21 protein-coding genes are annotated in these 19087 nt (G+C 45.5%); 15 read left to right on the top strand and 6 right to left on the bottom strand.

Going from position 1 to position 19087, the window contains the following annotated elements; translation table 11 throughout:
- Window positions 1–39 precede the first annotated feature (39 nt).
- Window positions 40–2319 (bottom strand): PAS domain-containing sensor histidine kinase, encoded by a 2280-nt coding sequence (locus RIG68_RS27755; RefSeq protein ID WP_350130153.1) that lies wholly within the window; start codon window positions 2317–2319, stop codon window positions 40–42.
- A gap of 150 nt (window positions 2320–2469) precedes the next feature.
- Between RIG68_RS27755 and RIG68_RS27750 the strand changes: the two genes are divergently transcribed.
- Complete coding sequence (locus RIG68_RS27750) at window positions 2470–2874, top strand: DUF1761 domain-containing protein (RefSeq protein ID WP_350077302.1); 405 nt, start codon at window positions 2470–2472, stop codon at window positions 2872–2874.
- A 75-nt stretch (window positions 2875–2949) separates the two neighbouring features.
- On the opposite strand, the gene RIG68_RS27745 is transcribed toward RIG68_RS27750, so the two are convergent.
- From RIG68_RS27745 to RIG68_RS27735, 3 genes are all read right to left on the bottom strand, one after another.
- Window positions 2950–3951: a PAS domain-containing protein gene (locus RIG68_RS27745; RefSeq protein ID WP_350130151.1), complete on the bottom strand. Its 1002-nt coding sequence runs from the start codon at window positions 3949–3951 to the stop codon at window positions 2950–2952.
- Window positions 3952–4053: 102 nt separating this feature from the next.
- Window positions 4054–4683: an NUDIX hydrolase gene (locus RIG68_RS27740; RefSeq protein ID WP_350130149.1), complete on the bottom strand. Its 630-nt coding sequence runs from the start codon at window positions 4681–4683 to the stop codon at window positions 4054–4056.
- The gene (locus RIG68_RS27735; RefSeq protein ID WP_350130147.1) at window positions 4677–6305 is read right to left on the bottom strand and encodes a serine hydrolase domain-containing protein; all 1629 of its coding nucleotides are present in this window, start codon (window positions 6303–6305) and stop codon (window positions 4677–4679) included. Before RIG68_RS27735 ends, RIG68_RS27740 begins: the two co-directional genes overlap by 7 nt.
- A gap of 159 nt (window positions 6306–6464) precedes the next feature.
- Between RIG68_RS27735 and RIG68_RS27730 the strand changes: the two genes are divergently transcribed.
- From RIG68_RS27730 to RIG68_RS27695, 8 genes are all read left to right on the top strand, one after another.
- On the top strand, window positions 6465–7559 hold the full coding sequence (locus tag RIG68_RS27730) for a 2Fe-2S iron-sulfur cluster-binding protein (RefSeq protein ID WP_350130145.1): 1095 nt from the start codon (window positions 6465–6467) through the stop codon (window positions 7557–7559).
- A gap of 269 nt (window positions 7560–7828) precedes the next feature.
- The gene (locus RIG68_RS27725; protein WP_350130143.1) at window positions 7829–9601 is read left to right on the top strand and encodes an alpha/beta hydrolase-fold protein; all 1773 of its coding nucleotides are present in this window, start codon (window positions 7829–7831) and stop codon (window positions 9599–9601) included.
- A 117-nt stretch (window positions 9602–9718) separates the two neighbouring features.
- Window positions 9719–10129 (top strand): DUF1761 domain-containing protein, encoded by a 411-nt coding sequence (locus tag RIG68_RS27720; protein ID WP_350077314.1) that lies wholly within the window; start codon window positions 9719–9721, stop codon window positions 10127–10129.
- A gap of 73 nt (window positions 10130–10202) precedes the next feature.
- Window positions 10203–11123 carry a DM13 domain-containing protein gene (locus RIG68_RS27715; protein ID WP_350130141.1) on the top strand — a complete coding sequence of 307 codons (921 nt, stop codon included), beginning with the start codon at window positions 10203–10205 and terminating at the stop codon, window positions 11121–11123.
- 5 nt (window positions 11124–11128) lie between these two features.
- A complete protein-coding gene (locus tag RIG68_RS27710; RefSeq protein WP_350130139.1) occupies window positions 11129–11974 on the top strand; it encodes a transporter in 846 nt (281 codons plus the stop codon).
- A gap of 105 nt (window positions 11975–12079) precedes the next feature.
- The gene (locus RIG68_RS27705) at window positions 12080–13654 is read left to right on the top strand and encodes an OmpA family protein (RefSeq protein WP_350130137.1); all 1575 of its coding nucleotides are present in this window, start codon (window positions 12080–12082) and stop codon (window positions 13652–13654) included.
- Between the two features lie 12 nt (window positions 13655–13666).
- Window positions 13667–14605, top strand: coding sequence for an RHS repeat domain-containing protein (locus RIG68_RS27700; protein ID WP_350130135.1), 939 nt, complete (start codon window positions 13667–13669; stop codon window positions 14603–14605).
- Entirely contained in the window at window positions 14586–15197 is a 612-nt protein-coding gene (locus RIG68_RS27695; protein WP_350130133.1) for a DUF922 domain-containing protein, read from the top strand. Before RIG68_RS27700 ends, RIG68_RS27695 begins: the two co-directional genes overlap by 20 nt.
- Window positions 15198–15583: 386 nt before the next feature.
- On the opposite strand, the gene RIG68_RS27690 is transcribed toward RIG68_RS27695, so the two are convergent.
- The gene (locus RIG68_RS27690; RefSeq protein ID WP_350130131.1) at window positions 15584–15841 is read right to left on the bottom strand and encodes a thermonuclease family protein; all 258 of its coding nucleotides are present in this window, start codon (window positions 15839–15841) and stop codon (window positions 15584–15586) included.
- Window positions 15842–15896: 55 nt separating this feature from the next.
- Between RIG68_RS27690 and RIG68_RS27685 the strand changes: the two genes are divergently transcribed.
- The 4 genes from RIG68_RS27685 to RIG68_RS27670 all read left to right on the top strand — a co-directional run bounded on the left by RIG68_RS27685 (window position 15897) and on the right by RIG68_RS27670 (window position 17296).
- On the top strand, window positions 15897–16235 hold the full coding sequence (locus RIG68_RS27685) for a hypothetical protein (RefSeq protein ID WP_350130129.1): 339 nt from the start codon (window positions 15897–15899) through the stop codon (window positions 16233–16235).
- 9 nt (window positions 16236–16244) lie between these two features.
- A complete protein-coding gene (locus RIG68_RS27680; protein ID WP_350130127.1) occupies window positions 16245–16550 on the top strand; it encodes a type II toxin-antitoxin system RelE/ParE family toxin in 306 nt (101 codons plus the stop codon).
- A 216-nt stretch (window positions 16551–16766) separates the two neighbouring features.
- Window positions 16767–16991, top strand: a complete 225-nt coding sequence (locus tag RIG68_RS27675; protein ID WP_350130125.1) for a DUF4160 domain-containing protein — start codon at window positions 16767–16769, stop codon at window positions 16989–16991.
- The gene (locus RIG68_RS27670) at window positions 16988–17296 is read left to right on the top strand and encodes a DUF2442 domain-containing protein (protein ID WP_350130123.1); all 309 of its coding nucleotides are present in this window, start codon (window positions 16988–16990) and stop codon (window positions 17294–17296) included. The genes RIG68_RS27675 and RIG68_RS27670 overlap by 4 nt, the downstream gene beginning before the upstream one ends.
- A 166-nt stretch (window positions 17297–17462) precedes the next feature.
- Here RIG68_RS27670 and RIG68_RS27665 read toward each other — a convergent pair whose 3' ends face one another.
- Window positions 17463–17861: a TlpA family protein disulfide reductase gene (locus tag RIG68_RS27665; protein ID WP_350130335.1), complete on the bottom strand. Its 399-nt coding sequence runs from the start codon at window positions 17859–17861 to the stop codon at window positions 17463–17465.
- A gap of 628 nt (window positions 17862–18489) precedes the next feature.
- On the opposite strand from RIG68_RS27665, the gene RIG68_RS27660 reads away from it, so the two are divergent.
- Entirely contained in the window at window positions 18490–18732 is a 243-nt protein-coding gene (locus RIG68_RS27660) for a DUF4160 domain-containing protein (RefSeq protein ID WP_350130122.1), read from the top strand.
- A complete protein-coding gene (locus tag RIG68_RS27655; protein ID WP_350130120.1) occupies window positions 18617–19027 on the top strand; it encodes a DUF2442 domain-containing protein in 411 nt (136 codons plus the stop codon). Before RIG68_RS27660 ends, RIG68_RS27655 begins: the two co-directional genes overlap by 116 nt.
- The last annotated feature ends 60 nt before the right edge of the window (window positions 19028–19087 follow it).

Below are 19087 nucleotides of genomic sequence, written 5' to 3'. Positions count from 1 at the left end.
AGTGCCGAAGCAGGCATTGAACACCCTGAAGAGTTGTTGTTACAAAAAGTGGACTTTAAATACTGAGCCCTTATTTTCTTCGCTTTCTACCTCTATTCTTCCACCCATGGCCTCGATCTGGTTGCGGGTAATAAAAAGGCCAATTCCCTTGGCATCCTTGTTGGGGTGGAACGTTTTGTACATACCAAAAAGCTTGTCTTTGTGGAGATGTAGATTGATGCCAAGACCATTGTCGGCTACCTCCAGAACTGTATAATTTTTTTCACGGTAGGCCGTTAGATGCACTTCCGGCCTACGGTCCGGATGGCTGTATTTAATAGCATTGGACAGCAAATTTAAAAGAATGCTCTCCATATACGCTGCATTGTAATTTATTACAATGTCCCTGGGGATGTTATTTACTATGTGGGCATTTTTTGAGGAAATGTTTGCTGTCAATACCTCTCTTGTTTTCTCCGCATAGCTGTGCAAGTTGATATTTTGCCGTTGCAGGTCGATGGAGGTTTGAACCATCACCACTTCGTTGAGGTGGTGGATGGTTTCGCTTAGTTTCTCTGATATCGTTCTGATGTGGGCAAGCATTTCCTTCCGTTCGTCGTCATCCTCAGCGACATCGTACATCTTGAACATCATTTCAAAGTTGCCTGAGTGTGACCTGAGATTGTGCGATACGATGTGCGCAAAGTTGAGCAGCCTTCTGTTTTGTTCACCAATAATGTCAATTGTGCTTTTTAATGCTTCTTCTTTCTCTTTGGCCTGGGAAATATCGGAGTGTGTGCCGATGATTCTTAAAGGCCTGCCACCCTCGTCTCTCCTGGTTACTTTTCCTCTGTCAAGCACCCACTTGTACTCTCCGTTTTTGCACAGTACCCGGTACTCGGTGGAGTAGGTTTCAGCATTCCCCTGTAGGTGTTCGTCCAGGTTCTTTTGATACGTTGGAACATCATCGGCGTGGATCAGCTTGGCCCAGCCTTCGGGAGCGTTTCTCACCTCGTGGCTAGCGTATCCCAGCATTTTCTTAGATTTTGGCGAAATGAAAATGGAGCCTTTTGTCAAGTCCCAGTCCCAGGCTCCATCGCCGGCTCCTTCAAGGGCAAACTGCCATCTCTCCTCACTTTCAGCCAATGCAAGCCTGGCTTTTTTCATCTGACTGATGTCGGTGGCAACACACAAAAATCCAACTATTTTGCTGTTTTCGTCAGTAATGGCCGTTACAACAAGTTGTACCGGAAAAGTGGTGCCGTCCTTCTTTGTATAGGTCCACTCCCGGGTGTCGTGTTTTCCTTTTTTGGCCATTTCTACAAGCACATCGAAGCCTTCTACTTCCTTTCCAAGGCGGGCTGTTAATTGCTTCTCACGCAATTCAATTTCTTCCCTCACATGGAAGATAGCCAGGTTTTCTTTGTCCACCACCTCGTCAGCTTTATACCCCAGCAAGTTCTCGGAGCCCTTGCTAAAATGTGATATGAGGCCGTCAACCCGTGTGCTGATGATTGATATTTGGCTACCAGCATTTAAAATACCCTGAAGATCCTTATTTGTCTTGAGTAGCTCTTGTTCGATTTTCTTTCGGTCGGTTACGTCAGCCATGTACCCGTGCCAAATCACACTTTCGTCGTGTTGCTTCTTAGGAGTGGCGCTCCCGCTGATCCACCTTTTGCCTTTTGAGGGCAGCACCACCCTAAAGTCCATTTTCCAGGGGTTCAGGCTTGTGTACGAATGAAGCATCGATTGAATGAATGCGTCGAGGTCGTCAGCGTGTATCCTGTCAAACACGCTGGCCGCATCAGTTCTTACTTCCTCGGGAGTATGTTCGAAGATATCCCAAAGTCCGTCACTGGCGTAAGGGAACCTGGAGAGACCGTTGTCCAGGTATTGGTATTGATAAACGACTCCCGGCACATGTTCTGTAAGTTTCCTGAGCAACGGATTGTTTTCGCTGTTCTGGTCAGGCTTGTTAATCGCTACATGGCCGATCATTTTTTCAGCTTCTCCTGAGTCGTTCCAGGCCACTGTCTCCATTTGAATTTCGAACGTAGTGACCTCCCCCAGAGCCGTGATACCCTGGAGCACCGTAGTCATTATTGCGCCCTGCTTTTTTCGACTGACTTCTGTACGCAGTTCAATAAAGGACGGAAAGTCAGCAGCCGAAAGTATTGTTTTCCAAAACTCGCCCTCCTCCCTGCTAAATGGGTGTTGTAGGGAGAATGCTTCGGCAAGATTTTTACTTATATTTTCCTGACGACTGCGAATATCCCACTCCCAAAACCCCGCAAGCGGGCTTGCATTCGTTACAGTTAGGTTAGTTTTAGAAGGCATCTGGTATCCTCTTGTCGTTGACGCATAAATGTTAATAAAGCCAGTTTGTAAGAGCCTTTACAAATGATGACTGGAATAGCTGGGCGAGATGTGAAATTGAAAGAAATACAAATTCACTATATTTCTTGTTCACTAACATAAACTAATTTTATGGACATTTCTGCATTGAACTGGTTAGCAATTGTGGCAGCCACGGTTGTAACCTTTGTTGTTGGTTTTGTTTGGTACAACCCAAAAGTATTTGGTACAGCCTGGATGAAGGAGTCGGGTATGACCGAAGAGAAAGCGAAAAGCGGTAATATGGGTAAAGTGTTTGGTTCAGCTTTTGTCATGAGCTTTGTCCTCATATTCAACATGGCTATGATGTTCGGAACCGAAATCGGAGCCACCGATGGCGCCTTGTACGGTTTTTTGACAGGCTTTGGCTTTGTTGCCATGGGCATTGGCGTTAATGCGATGTACGAGCAGAGATCCTTTAAGTATATCATTATCAATGGGGGTTACTGGATGGTCTCGCTGGCTATTTCCGGCTACATACTTGGCGCCTGGCATTAAGCTGCCTCATCAGTTGTTATTTGCGTTGCTGTAGCCATGTCAGGCAGGGTAGGATAATTGGGCATCAGGGCGCCTTCAATCTTCTTTTTTATAGAGATCGCCTGTTTTCTTCACGACGTCATGAATAATTTCGTCGAGTTGCTTACTTACCGTGTCGACCTTTCTCACTATGTCTAAATTTTGAGGATCATTCATATTGGTCCAATCGAAAATATTCATCAAGCCCATAATTGTAGCCACAGGGCCTCTTATTTTGTGTGAATGCAACCAGGCGATCTCTGTCAATTGTTCGTTTTGGATTTCGAGGCGCTTTTGAGTTTCTATCGACTCTGTGATATTCCAAAACACTCCCTGAAGACCTTCAATGCTTCCATCCCTTCCTTTTATGGGGATTTTGATTGTTTCAATGTAGATGTGCTCTCCTGTTTTTAGATCAATATTGGGCTCAACTGAATGCAGGGCGACGCCGCTTGAGATCACCTCCTTGTCATCTTTTTCATATTTGTCAGCAAGCTCCTTTGGGTACAGGTCGTGGTTCGTTTTTCCCAGTAGCTCTGACTCTGCCATCTTTACACTTTGAACCAGGGTCTTATTTACATAGGTTATTTTTCCTTCCTTGTTTTTTCTCCATACGCTGATGGGTAGATTATTAACCAGAGAATGATACAGGTCGTCGCTTTCATCTGAACTTTGCCCGTTTGTATCGCTAGCTGTCTGCTTTTTTTGGATCGGGTCATTGATTGGCACCTGATAGGTAATATACCGGATGATCTCACCAGTTGCTGTGAGGTCGGGTACTATGGTGGTGTCCAGCCAATAGTGCGTGCTGTCTTTCGATAAATTGCATATTTCCCCTTTCCAAACCTTGCCTTTGCTGACGGTGTTCCACAAGTCTTTGTAGAAATCTTCACCATGAGTTGCTGACTTCAGAATATTGTAAGACCTCCCGATTAATTCGTTTCTCTCATAGCCTGATACACGACAGAAGAAGTCATTAACTGACGAGATAATACTTTCCGGGTCGGATACCGAAACGGCACAGAATTTATCAAGAGATCTTTGGTAATATTCGTCCATCTATTCCAAAAAAGAGAGTCGTTGTATCAAAGCTCACTGAATATAAGGTAAATATGACTCAATCTGAAATACCTTTGAGTCCACGCTGATATTTGTTGTCATTTAGTCAAACAAGGTCTGTCCGTTGCTGCCTTGAACAGCAATTGTCGTCAGTTTATGTATTTCCTCGTAGGTGTTTCTTTCTTCTGACAGTGGCGGAAGTTCTTGTAAAGAAAAGAACCCGACCTCTAATGACTCGTGACCTTTTAGATCGAATGAGCCTCCTGTGACCGTTCCCAGAAAGAAGAGCTTGTACACATAGAAAGGCGATGGGGGGTGTTGGTGCAGGGAGTTGTCAAATACCGCCAGCAGTCTTTCAATTTTCACATCCAATCCCGTTTCCTCTCTTACCTCCTTCGCCGCTACTGCCGATGGTGTGTAGCCAATGTCGGCCCAGCCTCCGGGCAGCGCCCAGCGCCCATCCGCTTTTTCTTGGATAAGCAAAACCTGGTCGTTCTTCAGAACTATTGTTCTTACATCCACTTTGGGGGTGATATAGCTTTCTTCATTTGCATGGAGAACCGTTATTCTCTCGATGGGCATGTCGGATATGCCTGCAATAAGCTGGTCTACTATGGAAACAATCTCCTCGTATCGTTCACGGTCGTACTCCGAATTCCTAAAATTCAGTCCAATCTGCGAAAGTGCTTTTATTCGGAGTAGGTTGTCAAAAATGCTGGCCTGGTCTACCATGACTGCACCTTTCTGAAATGTAGCCTTCTCACCCTGCCGCCAAACACCTGAAAACCAGAAATGCCGTCGGCCGTGGTGGTAAACAATATCCTGCCCAGAAACCACTCCCCCCCTGCAAACAAGTTGCCCGCAATGGGTCGCAAAGTAACCGGGCCGTGCCTGAGGCAACTCATGAAAAGCTGTTCATCTTGTATAACTACTTTATACATCATCTGGAGTTCATCGCTGAAATAGGTGCCAGTGTAGTCGCCCAGCGGAAGTCGCTCCGTCTTAATTTTCTCCAGTGGCTGCCCATTTATCGACAATGTTGTTCCCTTTTGTTTTAGCAAGAGTGTTGGATCTTCGCTGGCGAAAAATTCTCCTTCTGAATCTGCCGCCACCATGGTGTACTCAAAAGCCCCATCAATCGATAATTTCATAGGGTTATCATCACTCCCAAGTTCGTAAATCCGTGTGGGGGACGAAACATAAGCTCCTGCCAGGCGCTGATACCGATCTGAGAGTAGTAGTTCTTCAGTCTTTTCATCAGAAAGGTAATAATCATCCGTTAAAAAGACTTTTGCCACTTTTTCGGCATACCCATACCTGTCGAACCCGGCGTAATTACTTAAAATAACCAGGCCAAAATCTTTTGTAGGGAAGCGCATTGTCATCGCTCTGAAGCCTGCCCACGACCCTGTATGCGTAATCACCGGCAGGTCACCCGACTCTTCGAACCAAACCCCGTAGGCGTAGTGAATACTGTCTCCGTTGGTTAGCAGTCCCCGGTCATGCAGGCGACTAACCACTGGATCATCCAATCTGTTTTTCGATAAAAACATCAACCATTTGGCCAGGTCTTCGACAGTGGAAACCATGCTCGAAGAGCCCATAGCAGTGGTGGTGTTGGCATAGCTGCCATGGGTGGCCGAATCGACTTTGTAGTAGCTTTGGGCCTTTCCAGCAATAACGCTGTGGATGTCGTTGTTGAATAGGCTGTTTTTCATCCCAAGAGGCTCGAAAACCACCTTGTTTATATATGAATGAAACGGTTCTTCAGCGACCCTGCTTACCAATTCCGCCAGCAACACATAACCTGTGTTGGTATATGAATATTCGGTGCCTGGTTCATAGTTGAGGTCTTTTTGGGCAAAAGCCATTCGCAATATTTGTTCGTAGGTAAGCTCATCCTCCATGCTCCAGCCCGCCACAGCCAGTGTTTGTGGCCAGTCTCTAAGGCCACTGGTGTGATGAATGAGCTGGTCGATGGTAATGTGGTGGGGAAAGTCATTCAATTCAGGAAAGTACATTTTTATGTCGTCGGTGAGTGCGATCTTTCCCTGTTCCAGCAATAGCGCCGCAGCATAGGCTGTAAATTGCTTGGAGACTGACGCTATGTCGAAGGTAGTTGATGTGGTGATGGGAACATTGTTTTCGATATTGGCGAGGCCATAGCCTTTTTGAAAAACAACCTTGTCCCCCTGAAAAACAGCAATAGCACAGCCTGGTGATGCTTCGTTTTGGAATTCTGCAAAAATGGCATCTAGCTCACTTTCGAACTTATTTACCTGTTGCGGGTTTTCAATAGGGCTGCAACAATAAAAGATGTAAACGAGCACTAAACCGAGAAAGGATTGTTTCATTATAAGGGGGATTTGAGAGGAGAAGTAAGGAAAAAAATGGCACCTTTTAAAGTAGCGTTGATTTGATTGGTAGGGAATGGTTTTAGGATTAGTTTTGCAGCACTTAGCTCATCATATTTCCCATCAACTATTGTTTTAGAATTTTCAGCATTTGTAGCAATGGCATTTAGTTTTTTTAAGAAGTCGTCAAAAGAGAAAAAAAAGGATAGCAGGTACCTGACACTTAAAGTCCATCAGGTTCGAAGGGAAACTAACGATGCGGTGAGTCTTGTTTTTGAAAACCCGGAAGGCGGGTTGAATTACCAGGCAGGCCAATTTGTGACGCTCATACTTACCATTGACGGGAAGAAGATTCGGAGGGCTTATTCTCTTTGCAGTAGTCCGTTTTTGGATGAACTGCCCGCCGTTACGGTGAAGAAAGTAGAGGGAGGCAGCATGTCTACTTATGTCAATACTGTGACCAGGGTTGGCGATGAAATAGAGGTTATGGAGCCGATGGGGCATTTTGTGACCCCTATTGATGAAAACAGAAAGCGCCATTTGGTGATGATTGGAGGAGGCAGCGGCATCACGCCACTGATGTCCATCGCAAAATCGGTTTTGTTCAAAGAACCTCTTTCCACAGTTTGGCTAGTTTACTGCAATCGTGATAAAGACTCGATCATTTTTAAGGCCGAGCTGGAGCAAATGAAGGCTGCATATGGCGAACGGCTGAAGGTGATACACGTATTGGAAAAGCCGTCAGCGGATGTTGAAAGTCTTGAGGGGCTACTTACCGTTGAAAAAGTGGAGCAAATCCTAAACAACCTGCCTGCGTTTGATTTCAAAGAAGCTGAATTTTTCACGTGTGGGCCGGCGCCAATGATGGATATCGCTGTAGATGGATTGGTGAAATTGGGCGTTGCAGCTGACACTATCAAAAGAGAGAGCTTTACAGCCGGAGAGACATCTCCAGCGGAGATTGTCGATCAATCAGGGCAAAGTTTGCCCGTTAAAATCATTCTCGACGGACAGGAGCACACATTTGACGTTCCATCAGGCAAAACGATTTTGGAGACTGGTCTTAGCCTCGACATTGACATGCCATATTCTTGCCAAAGTGGTTTGTGCACTGCCTGCCGGGGTAAGTTGCTTTCCGGGGAGGTGAAGATGGATGAGGACGATGGACTTTCAGCCTCTGAAAAAGGAGAAGGGTATGTTCTTTGTTGTGTAGGGCATCCTACAACAAACGATGTCGTGATCGAAATAGGATAACAACCGATCATAACCATAAAATACCATTTAAATCGACAAATGATGGTTTGCGTTGCTGAAAGGTGAAAAATACTGTACTGTGCAGCGTTATTTTCGACAAAAATGAATCTCGTAAGTTATTTAACCCCTTTAAATGAGTTATTGACCGATCATCACATCATTTAGACTGTTGATGCTTTGTTTTTCTTCTCTCTTGAATAACGCTCACAAAAACCCCTTTGCACCTTTGAGATTTTAAGGCTACATTCCTCCTTAGAAACCTGAACCGTATGCAATTGAAGCGCTGCCTGGATAATCTTTTTCCTTTATTTCTGCTCATTTTTGTTTTTGCTGTCAGCAGTTGCTCTGACAAAGAGCAGGCGAATACTCCTCCGCCTAAGCCTGTGCTCAATTTTGGAATTTCTATAGACAAGAAGTTTACTGACGGGCCTTTTGACGGCAGAATACTGCTGGTCATTGCCAAGACAAATGACCCCGAACCACGCTTCCAAATCTCGGATGGGCCCTCTTCTCAAATGATTTTTGGCATAACGGTGGATCAACTCCAGGCCGGGACGGAGGTCGTTGTTGACTCAGCTGTTTTTGGATATCCCGTTCAAAGTATCAAGAACATCCCCCCGGGCGACTATTATATTCAGGGTTTTTTGAATAAGTACACCACCTTCAATCTGGCCAACGGGCATACCGTGAAGCTTCACATGGATCAGGGGGAAGGGCAGCAATGGGCTTCGTCGCCAAAAAATCTTTTCAGCACGCCGCAAAAGGTGACCATTAACCCCGCCACTGGAGGCAATTTTAAAATTTCGCTTACAAATGAGATACCTCCCATTCCAGACCCGGTCGACACAAAGTACATCAAGCACGTGAAGATTGAGAGCAAGCTACTGTCTGAATTTTGGGGTAGACCAATGTATCTGGGGGCCAATATTCTCCTGCCGCATGACTGGGACAAGCAGCCCGATGCTAGATATCCGCTGATGGTATTTCATGGGCATTTCCCCTACACTTTTGGTGGGTTTAGTGAGACGCCTCCTGATCCTAATCTGAAGGCTGACTACAGCGAAAGATTTAAAATAGAGGGGTACAATAAGATTGTGCAGCAAGAGGCATACGATCTCTACAAGCAGTGGACCGGGCCAAGATTTCCCCGCTATATTGCCATTGAAATTCAGCACCAAAACCCATACTACGATGACTCCTATGCTGTGAACTCAGCCAATTTGGGGCCTTACGGCGATGCCATTACTTACGAGCTGCTTCCCTATATCGAAGAGCAGTTTAATGGGATAGGCGAAGGTTGGGGAAGGTTCCTGTATGGCGGCTCCACTGGTGGCTGGGAGGCGCTTGCGGCCCAGGTTTTCTACCCCGATGAGTACAATGGGTGTTTTGCCGCATGTCCCGATCCTATCGACTTTCGTGCTTACACTGTAGTCAATTTGTATGAGGATGAGAACGCCTATTACCTTGATAATGATTACAATAAAACGCTGAGACCTGGGCACCGGGATTATCTTGGGCATGTGCAAAGCACCATTCAGGAGTCGAACCACAAGGAGCTCGTGATTGGAGGCAGGGAGAGCCGATCGGGTGACCAGTGGGACATTTGGCAGGCAGTTTATTCGCCAACAGGTGCCAATGGATATCCCCGCCCGATTTGGGACAAAATGACTGGCGTGATTGACAAAGAGGTGGCCAACTACTGGAAAGAGAATTATGACCTCAGCCATATTATGAAAAGGGACTGGGCTAAGATTGGCAAAAAGCTCGAAGGTAAAGTGCATATCTACTGCGGAGACATGGACAACTACTATCTGAATAACGCTGTTTATTTGACAGAGGAGTTTCTGGAGAGCACCACTGACCCATATTATGGCGGCGAGGTAGACTACGGTGACCGGGCTGAGCACTGTTGGAACGGGGATCAAGAAAACCCCAACTATATCAGCCGACTGAGATACAACACGATGTATCTGCCCAAGATAAAGGAAAGGCTGCGTAAGACTAAACCGAGAGGCTTCAGGCTCATTAACTGGGGTATCTGACCGACCACTTTGATCGGGCTGACCGTAAATTTTAGCTGTGGTGTTACGCTGGCGGAATTGTATACTGCGTATAAGCTAATTTGTTATAAATTTGCCTTAATCAACAAACACCTATAAATGGACGTTATTTCCGAACTCAACTACATCGCTATTTTTTTTGCCGTTTTAATTGGCCAGAGTTTGGAGTTGCTGTGGTTTAGCCGAGGGCTTTTTGGGTATTTTTGGGCCAAAGACATTGGGCTTGGTGCCGAAGGGGTTGCTTCACGTGATAAAAAGTACGGTTTTTTAACAGGCTTCCTTCTTAGCATATGTACTTCATTTCTTTTGTCCATACTTATTCATGCAGAGCAAGGTACCAGCGCTTTTGAAGGGGTGCTCCTTGGGTTTCTGGCTGCCGCCTTTGTGGCAGTTGCGCAAGCCATCAATTTTGTGTACGAAACCCGCCCAATACGCTTCTATCTCATTTCTGTTGGATACTGCCTTGTAGCCTACCCGTTAATGGGGTTGGTGCTGGGCTATTGGATGTAAATCCAGCCTTTGTCCATTTCGAGACATTCTTGATTTCGCATCCTTAGTATCTTTCGACCTAAAGTGAATAAAGATGTCATTGATCAAGTGCTTTATTGTGTTCAGTACCCTCTCCGCATTGATGATTTCGTGCATAGGCACTGATCTGGTTGAAGACACCGTAAGCAGCTTAGAAATCTTTTCGCCTCAGGCGTTTCTTAACGTCAATGAAAGTATTCAGATGACTTCTAACGGAGTGAATGAATTCGGAGACCGATTCGATGTGTCCACTACATGGCAGTCGTCTGACCCAACTGTGGCGACAGTTGACTTGAATGGGATCGTTTTTGGTGTTGCCAGGGGACAGGTGACAATTACTGCCAGTTACGGAGGGCAGGCGTCAAAAGGTCTGCAGCTCAATGTTATTGACTTGGCCAACGAGGTGGCTTACATCAAAATAACCGGTGAGGCTATGCGGGTTGAAAGTGGCGAATCTGTCGACCTGAATGCCTTTGTCTACAATTCGGCTGACGTTACCATCGATGATATAGAGGTGACCTGGTCATCCACTGATCCCGCTATCGCTTCTGTTGACAATGAGGGGCTTGTGTTGGGCTTGGCTGACGGCACAACAAATATTATTGCCTCAGCAGATGGCGTCAACAGTGAGCCTTATCAAATAATCGTCGGTGGGGAATTTGGCGTGCGAACCGGCAGCTTTATAGGCAAAGGCGGCTACAATGTGAGTGGCGATGTGAGAGTGAGTATCCTCGACAGCAACGCCTTGCAGGTGAGCTTGCAAGATAATTTCAATTCCAATAATGGCCCAGGCTTGTTTGTATACCTGTCTAATCAGGACAACTCGGTGGCCGGTGGAAAAGAGCTGGCTGCGTTGGCTAGCACCACTGGGCCCAGCAGCTACCGGGCCGACGGCGTTGCTATCGACGACTACAAATATGTGATCATACTGTGCAAGCCGTTCAATGTTGTCTTCGGTTTGGCTGAGCTGAATTAATAAATATGAAATACCTCCTCTCGTTGATTATCGGACTTGCTTTGTCTGCCAATTGTCTGGCAGGCGGAGGTTGGACATCTAAAAAAGGACACGGCTACTTTAAGCTCGAAGAGCGCTGGATTACCGCCGACCAATTTTTTGACAAGGAGGGCAATATAGTGCCGATTACGACCTCGTCTATTTACCTCACCAACTTTTACGGAGAGTATGGCATAACAGACCGTATTGATATCATTGGTACCGTGCCGTTGATTGCCAGAAATGTCCTGAATGAGCGCCAGTTCACCCTGAGTGGCCGCACCGAACCCGGCGATGCAGTTACTTCATTGGGCGACATGCTGGTGGGCGCTAAGTACGGTATCATTCAAGACAAGGCTTTTGTGCTGGCAGCGGGAGTGTATTTCGGGTTGCCGACGGGTAACCCGGGTGGCGGAAATACCATGCTTTTGCAAACCGGAGATGGAGAATTTAATCAGCTGCTGAGGCTTGAAGGAGGCGTTTCCTTGCATCCGATCCCAGCCTATGCCACCTTCGGTGTTGGGTTTAACAATAGAACCAAGGGCTTTTCGGAAGAGCTTCATTATAATGCGGAGGTTGGTTATACCATTAAAGAAAAGGTGCTTGTCTCTGCCATGATAAGGAATGTTTCTTCCTTTTTTAACGGAGATGCGCCTGATGCTGTGAATGGTATTTTTTCAAACAATACGGAGTACTTTGCCTATGGTCCTCAAGTCGCCTACCTGCACAAAGGAGGAAAAATGGGTGCAAGTGTTGCTGTTGATTATGCTTTGTCGGGAAAAAACGTGTTGGCCAGGCCTGCCTGGAGTGTAGGAATCTTTTTCAAGCCTTAGCAGGTATTTATTTTCTACAATTGCATCTTCCGAAAAGCCAATAATGTTTCCAGAGATTGGCTAAATGTCACACTATCATTATTTTGCAGCTTAATTGATAGTCAAATGAAGAAACCAGCCACTCTACTGAGTATTTTTTTATGTATTATATTTCTTTCTATCGCCCATTTCGGGCAAGCGCAAGACGAGGACGAAGCACCGAAATTTGACCTCGAAAAATTAGGAAAAGAATTGAATACGGGCCACCATGAGTCCGGCCCGATTATCTCACCTGATGGAAATACGCTTTACTGGGTAGTGTCTAACAGCCCTGAAAACACCTACGGAGAAGACGGCTCACAGGACATTTGGTACTCGACCAGGGACGCTGATGGAAACTGGACGCAGGCTGTGCACGCTGGCGCTCCTTTCAATATCCATAAGTTCAATAAGGTGCTGGGAATTACCACCGACGGCAACACACTCATGCTTAATGGCGGGGCCAGAAAGAACGAGCCTGGGTTTTCCATTGTCCGCCGGTCTGGAAATAGTTGGTCGGCACCTACGCAAGTGAATATTCCCAACTACGACGGCATGAACAAGGGCTTGTTTTCGGGCAGCTTCATGAGCAACGACGCCAAAGTGGTGATCATGTATTTTACTGAAAGAGTAAAAGGCAAATACAGTGACCTGTACATCAGTTTTGACAAAGGCGGCAAGTGGACGCCACCTGCAAAAATGCCTGAAGGGATCAACACTGTGTACGATGAGTTTGGGCCGTTTCTGGCAGCTGATGGCGTTACCTTATACTTTGCGAGCAACAGACCGGGGGGATTTGGCAGCACCGACATTTACATGGCCAAACGCCTGGATGACACCTGGATGAAATGGTCGAAGCCTGTCAACCTCGGCGAACCGGTGAATACCAAAGGTTTTGATGCTTACTTCTCGATCAGCGGTGATGGGCAGAATGCTTTTACCACAAGGTCTTATACCACTCAGGATGGTGGCAGTTTGGATATTTTTGGCCTGGTGCCTGCCAAGGCCGAACCTGAGCCCGTACCTGAGCCGGAGCCGGAGCCGATCATTATGCTCACCGGCATTGTGATGTCGAGCAAAGACAGAACACCGATTTCAGGAGCGGTTGTGGGATACACATCCGACCAGTCCGACGATGGGTTTGTAGAAAGCGGGGAAGGGGATGGTTTCTATGAAACCGAACTACCTCATGAGGGCAACTATAGGCTGGAAGTAAAGGCTGAGGGCTTCCTTTCTGCCAACGACGAGATAGATGTGGCGTATGACGGGTTGGAAAGGTACTACGACAAGCCCTTTTACCTGGATCCGATTGAAGTAGGTACTAAGGTTCGCCTGGAAAAGGTATTCTTTGATACTAACAAGACTATTTTACGACCAGAGTCTTTTGAAGAGCTGGACAAGGTGGTAGATTTTATGAACGAGAACCCCGGCATCACCATCGAAATTGGCGGGCATACCGACGATGTGGGCAGTGACGACTACAACAAGAATTTATCGCAGGGCAGGGCAGAGGCCGTGCGCCAGTACGTGGTAGACAACGGGATCGACGCCAACCGCATCACCGCCCTGGGTTACGGCGAAAGCCAACCCGAAGTACCAAACACATCTGCCGAAAACAGGCAGACAAACAGGAGGGTGGAGTTTAAGGTGTTGGAGAATTAAAAGAAGTAACAGTTGCCGACCAAGAGATTGTTGGATGATTATTACCCTTTTGGCCTCGCTTTTAACTCGTATCAGAGTGGGCTTAAGAATCAATATTTGTTCAACGGTGTGGAGCAGAACGAAACCACCGGGAACTATGAAACGCTTTTCAGGGGTTATGATCCGACTTTAGGAAGGTTTATGCAAATAGATCCGTTGGCGGACTTCTTTCCTGGTATAAACCCCTACAATTTTGGATTTAATAACCCGATAAGCTTTGCTGATCCATACGGTTTGGCCCCCATGTGGCTACTCCGCTTTGCAGCAAATGTGAAGCAGGTTGTTTACAATGCGACAGGAAGAGGAAATCAACATGCCGAAGTTCGAGGTTTTAATGGTCGTAGTACTGCGGGAAACAAACGCCCTGCTATAGTAGGAGCCTCCATTGGTGGTCGGAAATCGGAGCAAAAGCCTACACCTCCAGTTACTGAAGGCGGACCTCCGGAATTTCCACACCTAAATTCCTTAGTTCCTGACGACCTGGGTTCTGGGAAACCGAACCTTGTGGCAACTTTCACTCCTGTGAATGGCCCGCAGCCAAGCGATGATTCGATTCTACCAGGTACTGAAATTCGATTCGATCATGTGCCGTTTGGTGGTAATGATTTTTCTATTAGAAATAGGATCCGGACTAATGAGTTCTTAACTCCTATTGCAGAAGAACTGAAAGCAAATCAACGTTTAGCAGTTACCATACAGATATTGACGAACCTTACCGAGGATCAGTTAGGAGATAATCTTAAAACAGTCCATCCCGAAATAACCGGCAACCAACTTATGTGGAATCGGGGGCTGGCAATACAAAAAGCATTGCTCGATATGGGAGTTGACTCCAGACAGGTAGTGTTTATGTATAGGCCGAGCGTTCCTGAAGGAGGTGGTGAAATAAAACTTGTATTTAGAAGGAAATAAACTAGTGATGTACTTTCGACTGATTTTTCTTGGCTTTTTAGGCTTTACTCCTTTGCCTTCCGCCGAAGTATTTGACCAAAATTTAAATCCAACTGTAATATGTTGGTCGGAAGAGGTGAAGCTGACATGGAGTGATTTTGAGGGAAGGCCAGATACTTCTGCAGTTTTTAAAGACATGCTAGCGGGCACTTCGGCTTCAATACAAACTTTTTATTTTGAAGATGCCGGGTTACCAAATTACCGCATATCGCACTTTTTTCAGAGACAGGTCTCCTGGTTCCGTGATACAAGCGCATTATTGTTATTGCATGAACAGCTTCACTTTGATATCTCAGAACTGTATGCAAGAAGAATTCGAAAGGGAATCGACAGTTTGCGTAGGCAAAAAGTTAAAGACGCTACCAAATATGTTGATCTTATAAATAGTGAATTTACTGAACGAAGGAGGAAGCAAAGGCTATATGATGTAGGCACTCATAATGGTGCTATAGACATACTTCAGGAGGAATGGAATATGATGATTAGGAAAGAATTGAATTTACTGAAGGAGTACGAGACCGAAGCAGAAGATTGTAAAGGTAGTGGCACATGATAAGAAAGCCACCCCCCGAGTCCGAGCAGTGAAGCCAGACAATAGCAGCGAATGCTGGTGCGAGTTTGAACCGGGATGGAGTCTCGTACCAATAGCCACAATTACAAAGAGCCCTTGCAGCAATGTGAGGGCTCTTCTACTTCCACGGCTTAGCGGCTCCAATTTCCAGCAGGTAATCGGAGAGGTTTTCACCATCATGCCTTTAGATAGTCCGAGCAACTAAGCTAGGCAATGAAATAATTAAATACCGCAAACTACCAACACAAAGAGCCCCCGCTAGTCCGAGCAGCTAAGACAGCCACTAGCAGTGAACGCTGGTGCGAGTCTTTGACTCGTATCGTATCATCAGCCATAAAGAAAGCCCTTGCCTCATGGTGAGGGCTCTTTCACTTCCACGGCTTGGCGGCTCCAATCTCCAGCAGGTAGTCAGAAAGGTTCTCGCCCTCGTGCACCACTTCAGCCAGGTAGCGAGCATACCTATCCCGTCTTTCCTTCTGTGTTTGTAAAACTACCAGTGAGCCTTCGGGGCAGAACTTTTTGGCCTTGGCACGGGCACTCTTGGCCAGCCTGAGTTGGTAAGGCACATCGGCTGTCAGCTCGGGGGCGTTTATGCGAGCCAGGCGTACCTTCTCTTCTTTTTTCACATAGAAGCCCAGGTCTACTTCTACAAAAAGGGTGATTTGGTTAGGCTTTGCTTATATGGAAGGACTGAAAGAGGGCATCAATCCATTTCATCCGTTGTGGGAAATCAAACAAAGAATTAAATCGTTACCTTTAAAGTATGAAAAGATGATGCCGATGAACATAGCAGTAAAGAAAGTTGAATTGATAGAATGGCTGGCCAGGATAGAAGATAAAGCCTTATTAGAGCAAGTGGACATCCTCAAAAAGAAGGCCATGGCCGAAGCTTACGAGGCCAGGATGAAGCCAATGACCTCGCATCAATACAAATCATTATTGGATCAGGCAGAAGAAGATTACAAAAATGGAAGGGTCACTTCCCAGGAAGACCTGGAAAAGGAATCTGAAAACTGGTAATCTTTCCTTATGCGAATTGTATGGTCTGATTTAGCGAAAGCTAACATCAAAGAAATTTACGCCTACTACAAAGAGGTGGCAGGTATAAAAGTGGCGAAGTCGATAAAAAGCAAGGTCATCAATAAGCCACGGTTACTTGTCAAGTATCCTGAAATGGGACAAGTAGAAGACAATCCAATGGTTGCTAACAGAAAGTTCAGGTATCTGGTTGAGGGCAACTACAAAATCGTTTACAAGGTCTACGCAGAAGACAATGCAATATTAATAGCCGCTGTTTTTGACACCAGACAAAACCCTACAAAGCTAAAGATATAGTCAATCCATCAGATAAATGTAGCTGTTCCATATTCAAAGGGAAAAATGGCCCCAAATCTTAGTACGTGCCAGCCGTACCTTCTCTTCCTTCTTCACATAGAAGCCCAGGTCTACTTCTACTAAAAGGGTGTAGGCTATCTACAGAGTGATTTGGAAGGGTGTATAGAGTTGATTTATAAATATCACCCATTAGAATTATAAGATTAACTTTACAAAATGCCGACTGCATTATTAGTAAACGGGTTTAGGTTCTATTTTTATGCGGGTGACAAGAACGAACCGGCGCATGTGCATGTTGAAAAAGGAGATGGGAATGCCAAAATATGGCTTGAACCCGAATTGGAAGCAAAATATTTTCATTACTTTAAGCCTCAAGAGAAGAAAGAGGTAATGAGAATAGCGGAGTCAAATTATGATCTATTAAAAACAGAAATGGCATGAGTTCTTTCAACAATAATTGTGACACTCTGGAGAGCATCATTTTTGAAGGAGGTCTCCGTATTATCGGTTTACATTTCCACAAAGAGTTGGATTTGATGCTGATAGTCCTTAACAATAAGAAAGTTCTTACCCGTAATATCTCAGGCATTGAAAAACTTAAAAATGCTACGGCTGAACAGCTAGCTAATTATAGCTTGATAAGTAAAGGTGTCGGAGTTCACTGGCCTGATGTGGATGAGGATCTTAGCCTGAAGGGCTTTTTGAAAGAAGAACTCAGTAGCGTATCTGTCCCAATGGCCTCCTGATCCGAATGGTAATGCTGCCACCCCGTTAGTCCAGGCAGCGAGTGCTGGTGCGAGACTGCGCCCCTCCTGGTCGGCTCGTACCAACAGCAATAAACACAAATAGCCCTTGTCTAATTGGTGAGGCTACCCGTCTGGAGTAGTGTGCTCAGATTTCCCCTTTTTCATTTCAAAGCAGCGCAGCTATTTCATCGTAAAGTGTTTTTTTGCTGCTAGGCCTGGGTGCATTGGGGTTCGCTATTTGCCCATCCTTATTGACAATTAGATAGTGAGGGATAAGGAAAGGTTCTTTCATTTCGGGAATCTCCTCCCAAATACCATTGTAGAAGTCAAGTGACATTAACATATTGTGTCCAGTCAAGTTGTATTTCTTCATCCCTGATTTCCACTTAGCCAGATCATTGGAGCGCTTGTAGGGTGAAGCCAGATAAATAAATTCGACGTGCTTGTTTTTGAAGTTGTCTTTCAACGCCTGAATGTGGTTGAATTCCTCAATGCAGGGCTTGCAATACACACCCCAAATATCTACATAAAGTACTTTCCCCTTGAAATTTGGGTTATTGACCAGCTCTTTGAAACTAGATATCGACTCATAATTTCAATGATTTGTATTTCGTCATTGCCTGAACCAGGAACGTTGTTGGCAAAGTGGAAGCCAAATATGCTCAGAGACAAAGCAATTGCGACCCCAGTGATTTTCAGTGTTCTCCTCATGGCTAACTTTTTTAACCCATTTGGTATCGTCTGTTGATAAATAGTTGATTTATTAGGTAGATAATTTAGGTGTTTTTTACAAAAAAATCAATGAATTCCCCCTGCCACAAGCTTAGCGATAGCGAACCGGGCTGCTCAGGCTTGTGGCCTTTTTTTTGAAGCTTGTAGCTTCCAATTTCCATGGGTGAGCCCGGCTGGAAGCAGCCCCCGTTAGTCCGAGCAGCAAAGTTCAACAATAGCAGCGAACGCTGGTGCGATGCCTGTGGCTCGTACCGTTAGCCATTAACACAAAGCGTCCTGGCGCCAATAGGGCTAGCCGCCAGGGGCTTCCTACTTCCACGGCTTAGCCGCTCCAATTTCTATTGGTAACACACAATATAGCTTCCTTTGGCCTGAAGAACTATATTGAGCGGTGGCAAAATCAGAATACTACTTAAGTTAAAAATGTAACCATCATTCGATATAACTGCTAACTTTGTTATATGCCGAAAATCCTAGATCAGGATGGGTTCAAGTTTTTCTTCTATTCTGGTGATGGAGATGAGCCGTGTCACGTTCATATAAGCAAGGGTAAGGCGGATGGGAAGATTTGGCTGGAACCGGAAATCAATGAAGAATACCTTGAAGGTTTCAAAGCTCAAGAGCGAGCACAGATCAAGAAAATTGTTTCAACAAATAGAGATAACTTTATTAGAAAATGGTATGAGTACTTCTCAAACAAGTAAAAAGAAGTTTGATCCAATAGACAGCATGATTTTTCAGGAAGGCCTTAGAATACAAAAGCTGTTCTTTGACCTTGATTTGGACTTAATGCTGGTGGTTTTGAACAATAAGAAAGTGCTCAAGGAGTCAATTAGCAAGTTTCGACTTCTGAAGGGTGCGACTCTGGAACAACTAGAGCAATATGAAATAAGCAGAACTGGAGTTCATTGGCCGGCTCTCGATGAGGATCTTAGCTTGCGTGGTTTTTTAAAAACTGCCATGCTGTCTTCTGTTCACCAGGAAAATGTGGTTGCTTGAAACTATCAAGCTAGTTTGCTCCTGGCAACGAGTATCAAACGCTGGCATAATATCTTTAGC

The organism is Imperialibacter sp., from assembly GCF_040222385.1.
GTDB lineage: Bacteria > Bacteroidota > Bacteroidia > Cytophagales > Cyclobacteriaceae > Imperialibacter.
This window is presented reverse-complemented; position numbering and strand designations above follow the sequence as displayed.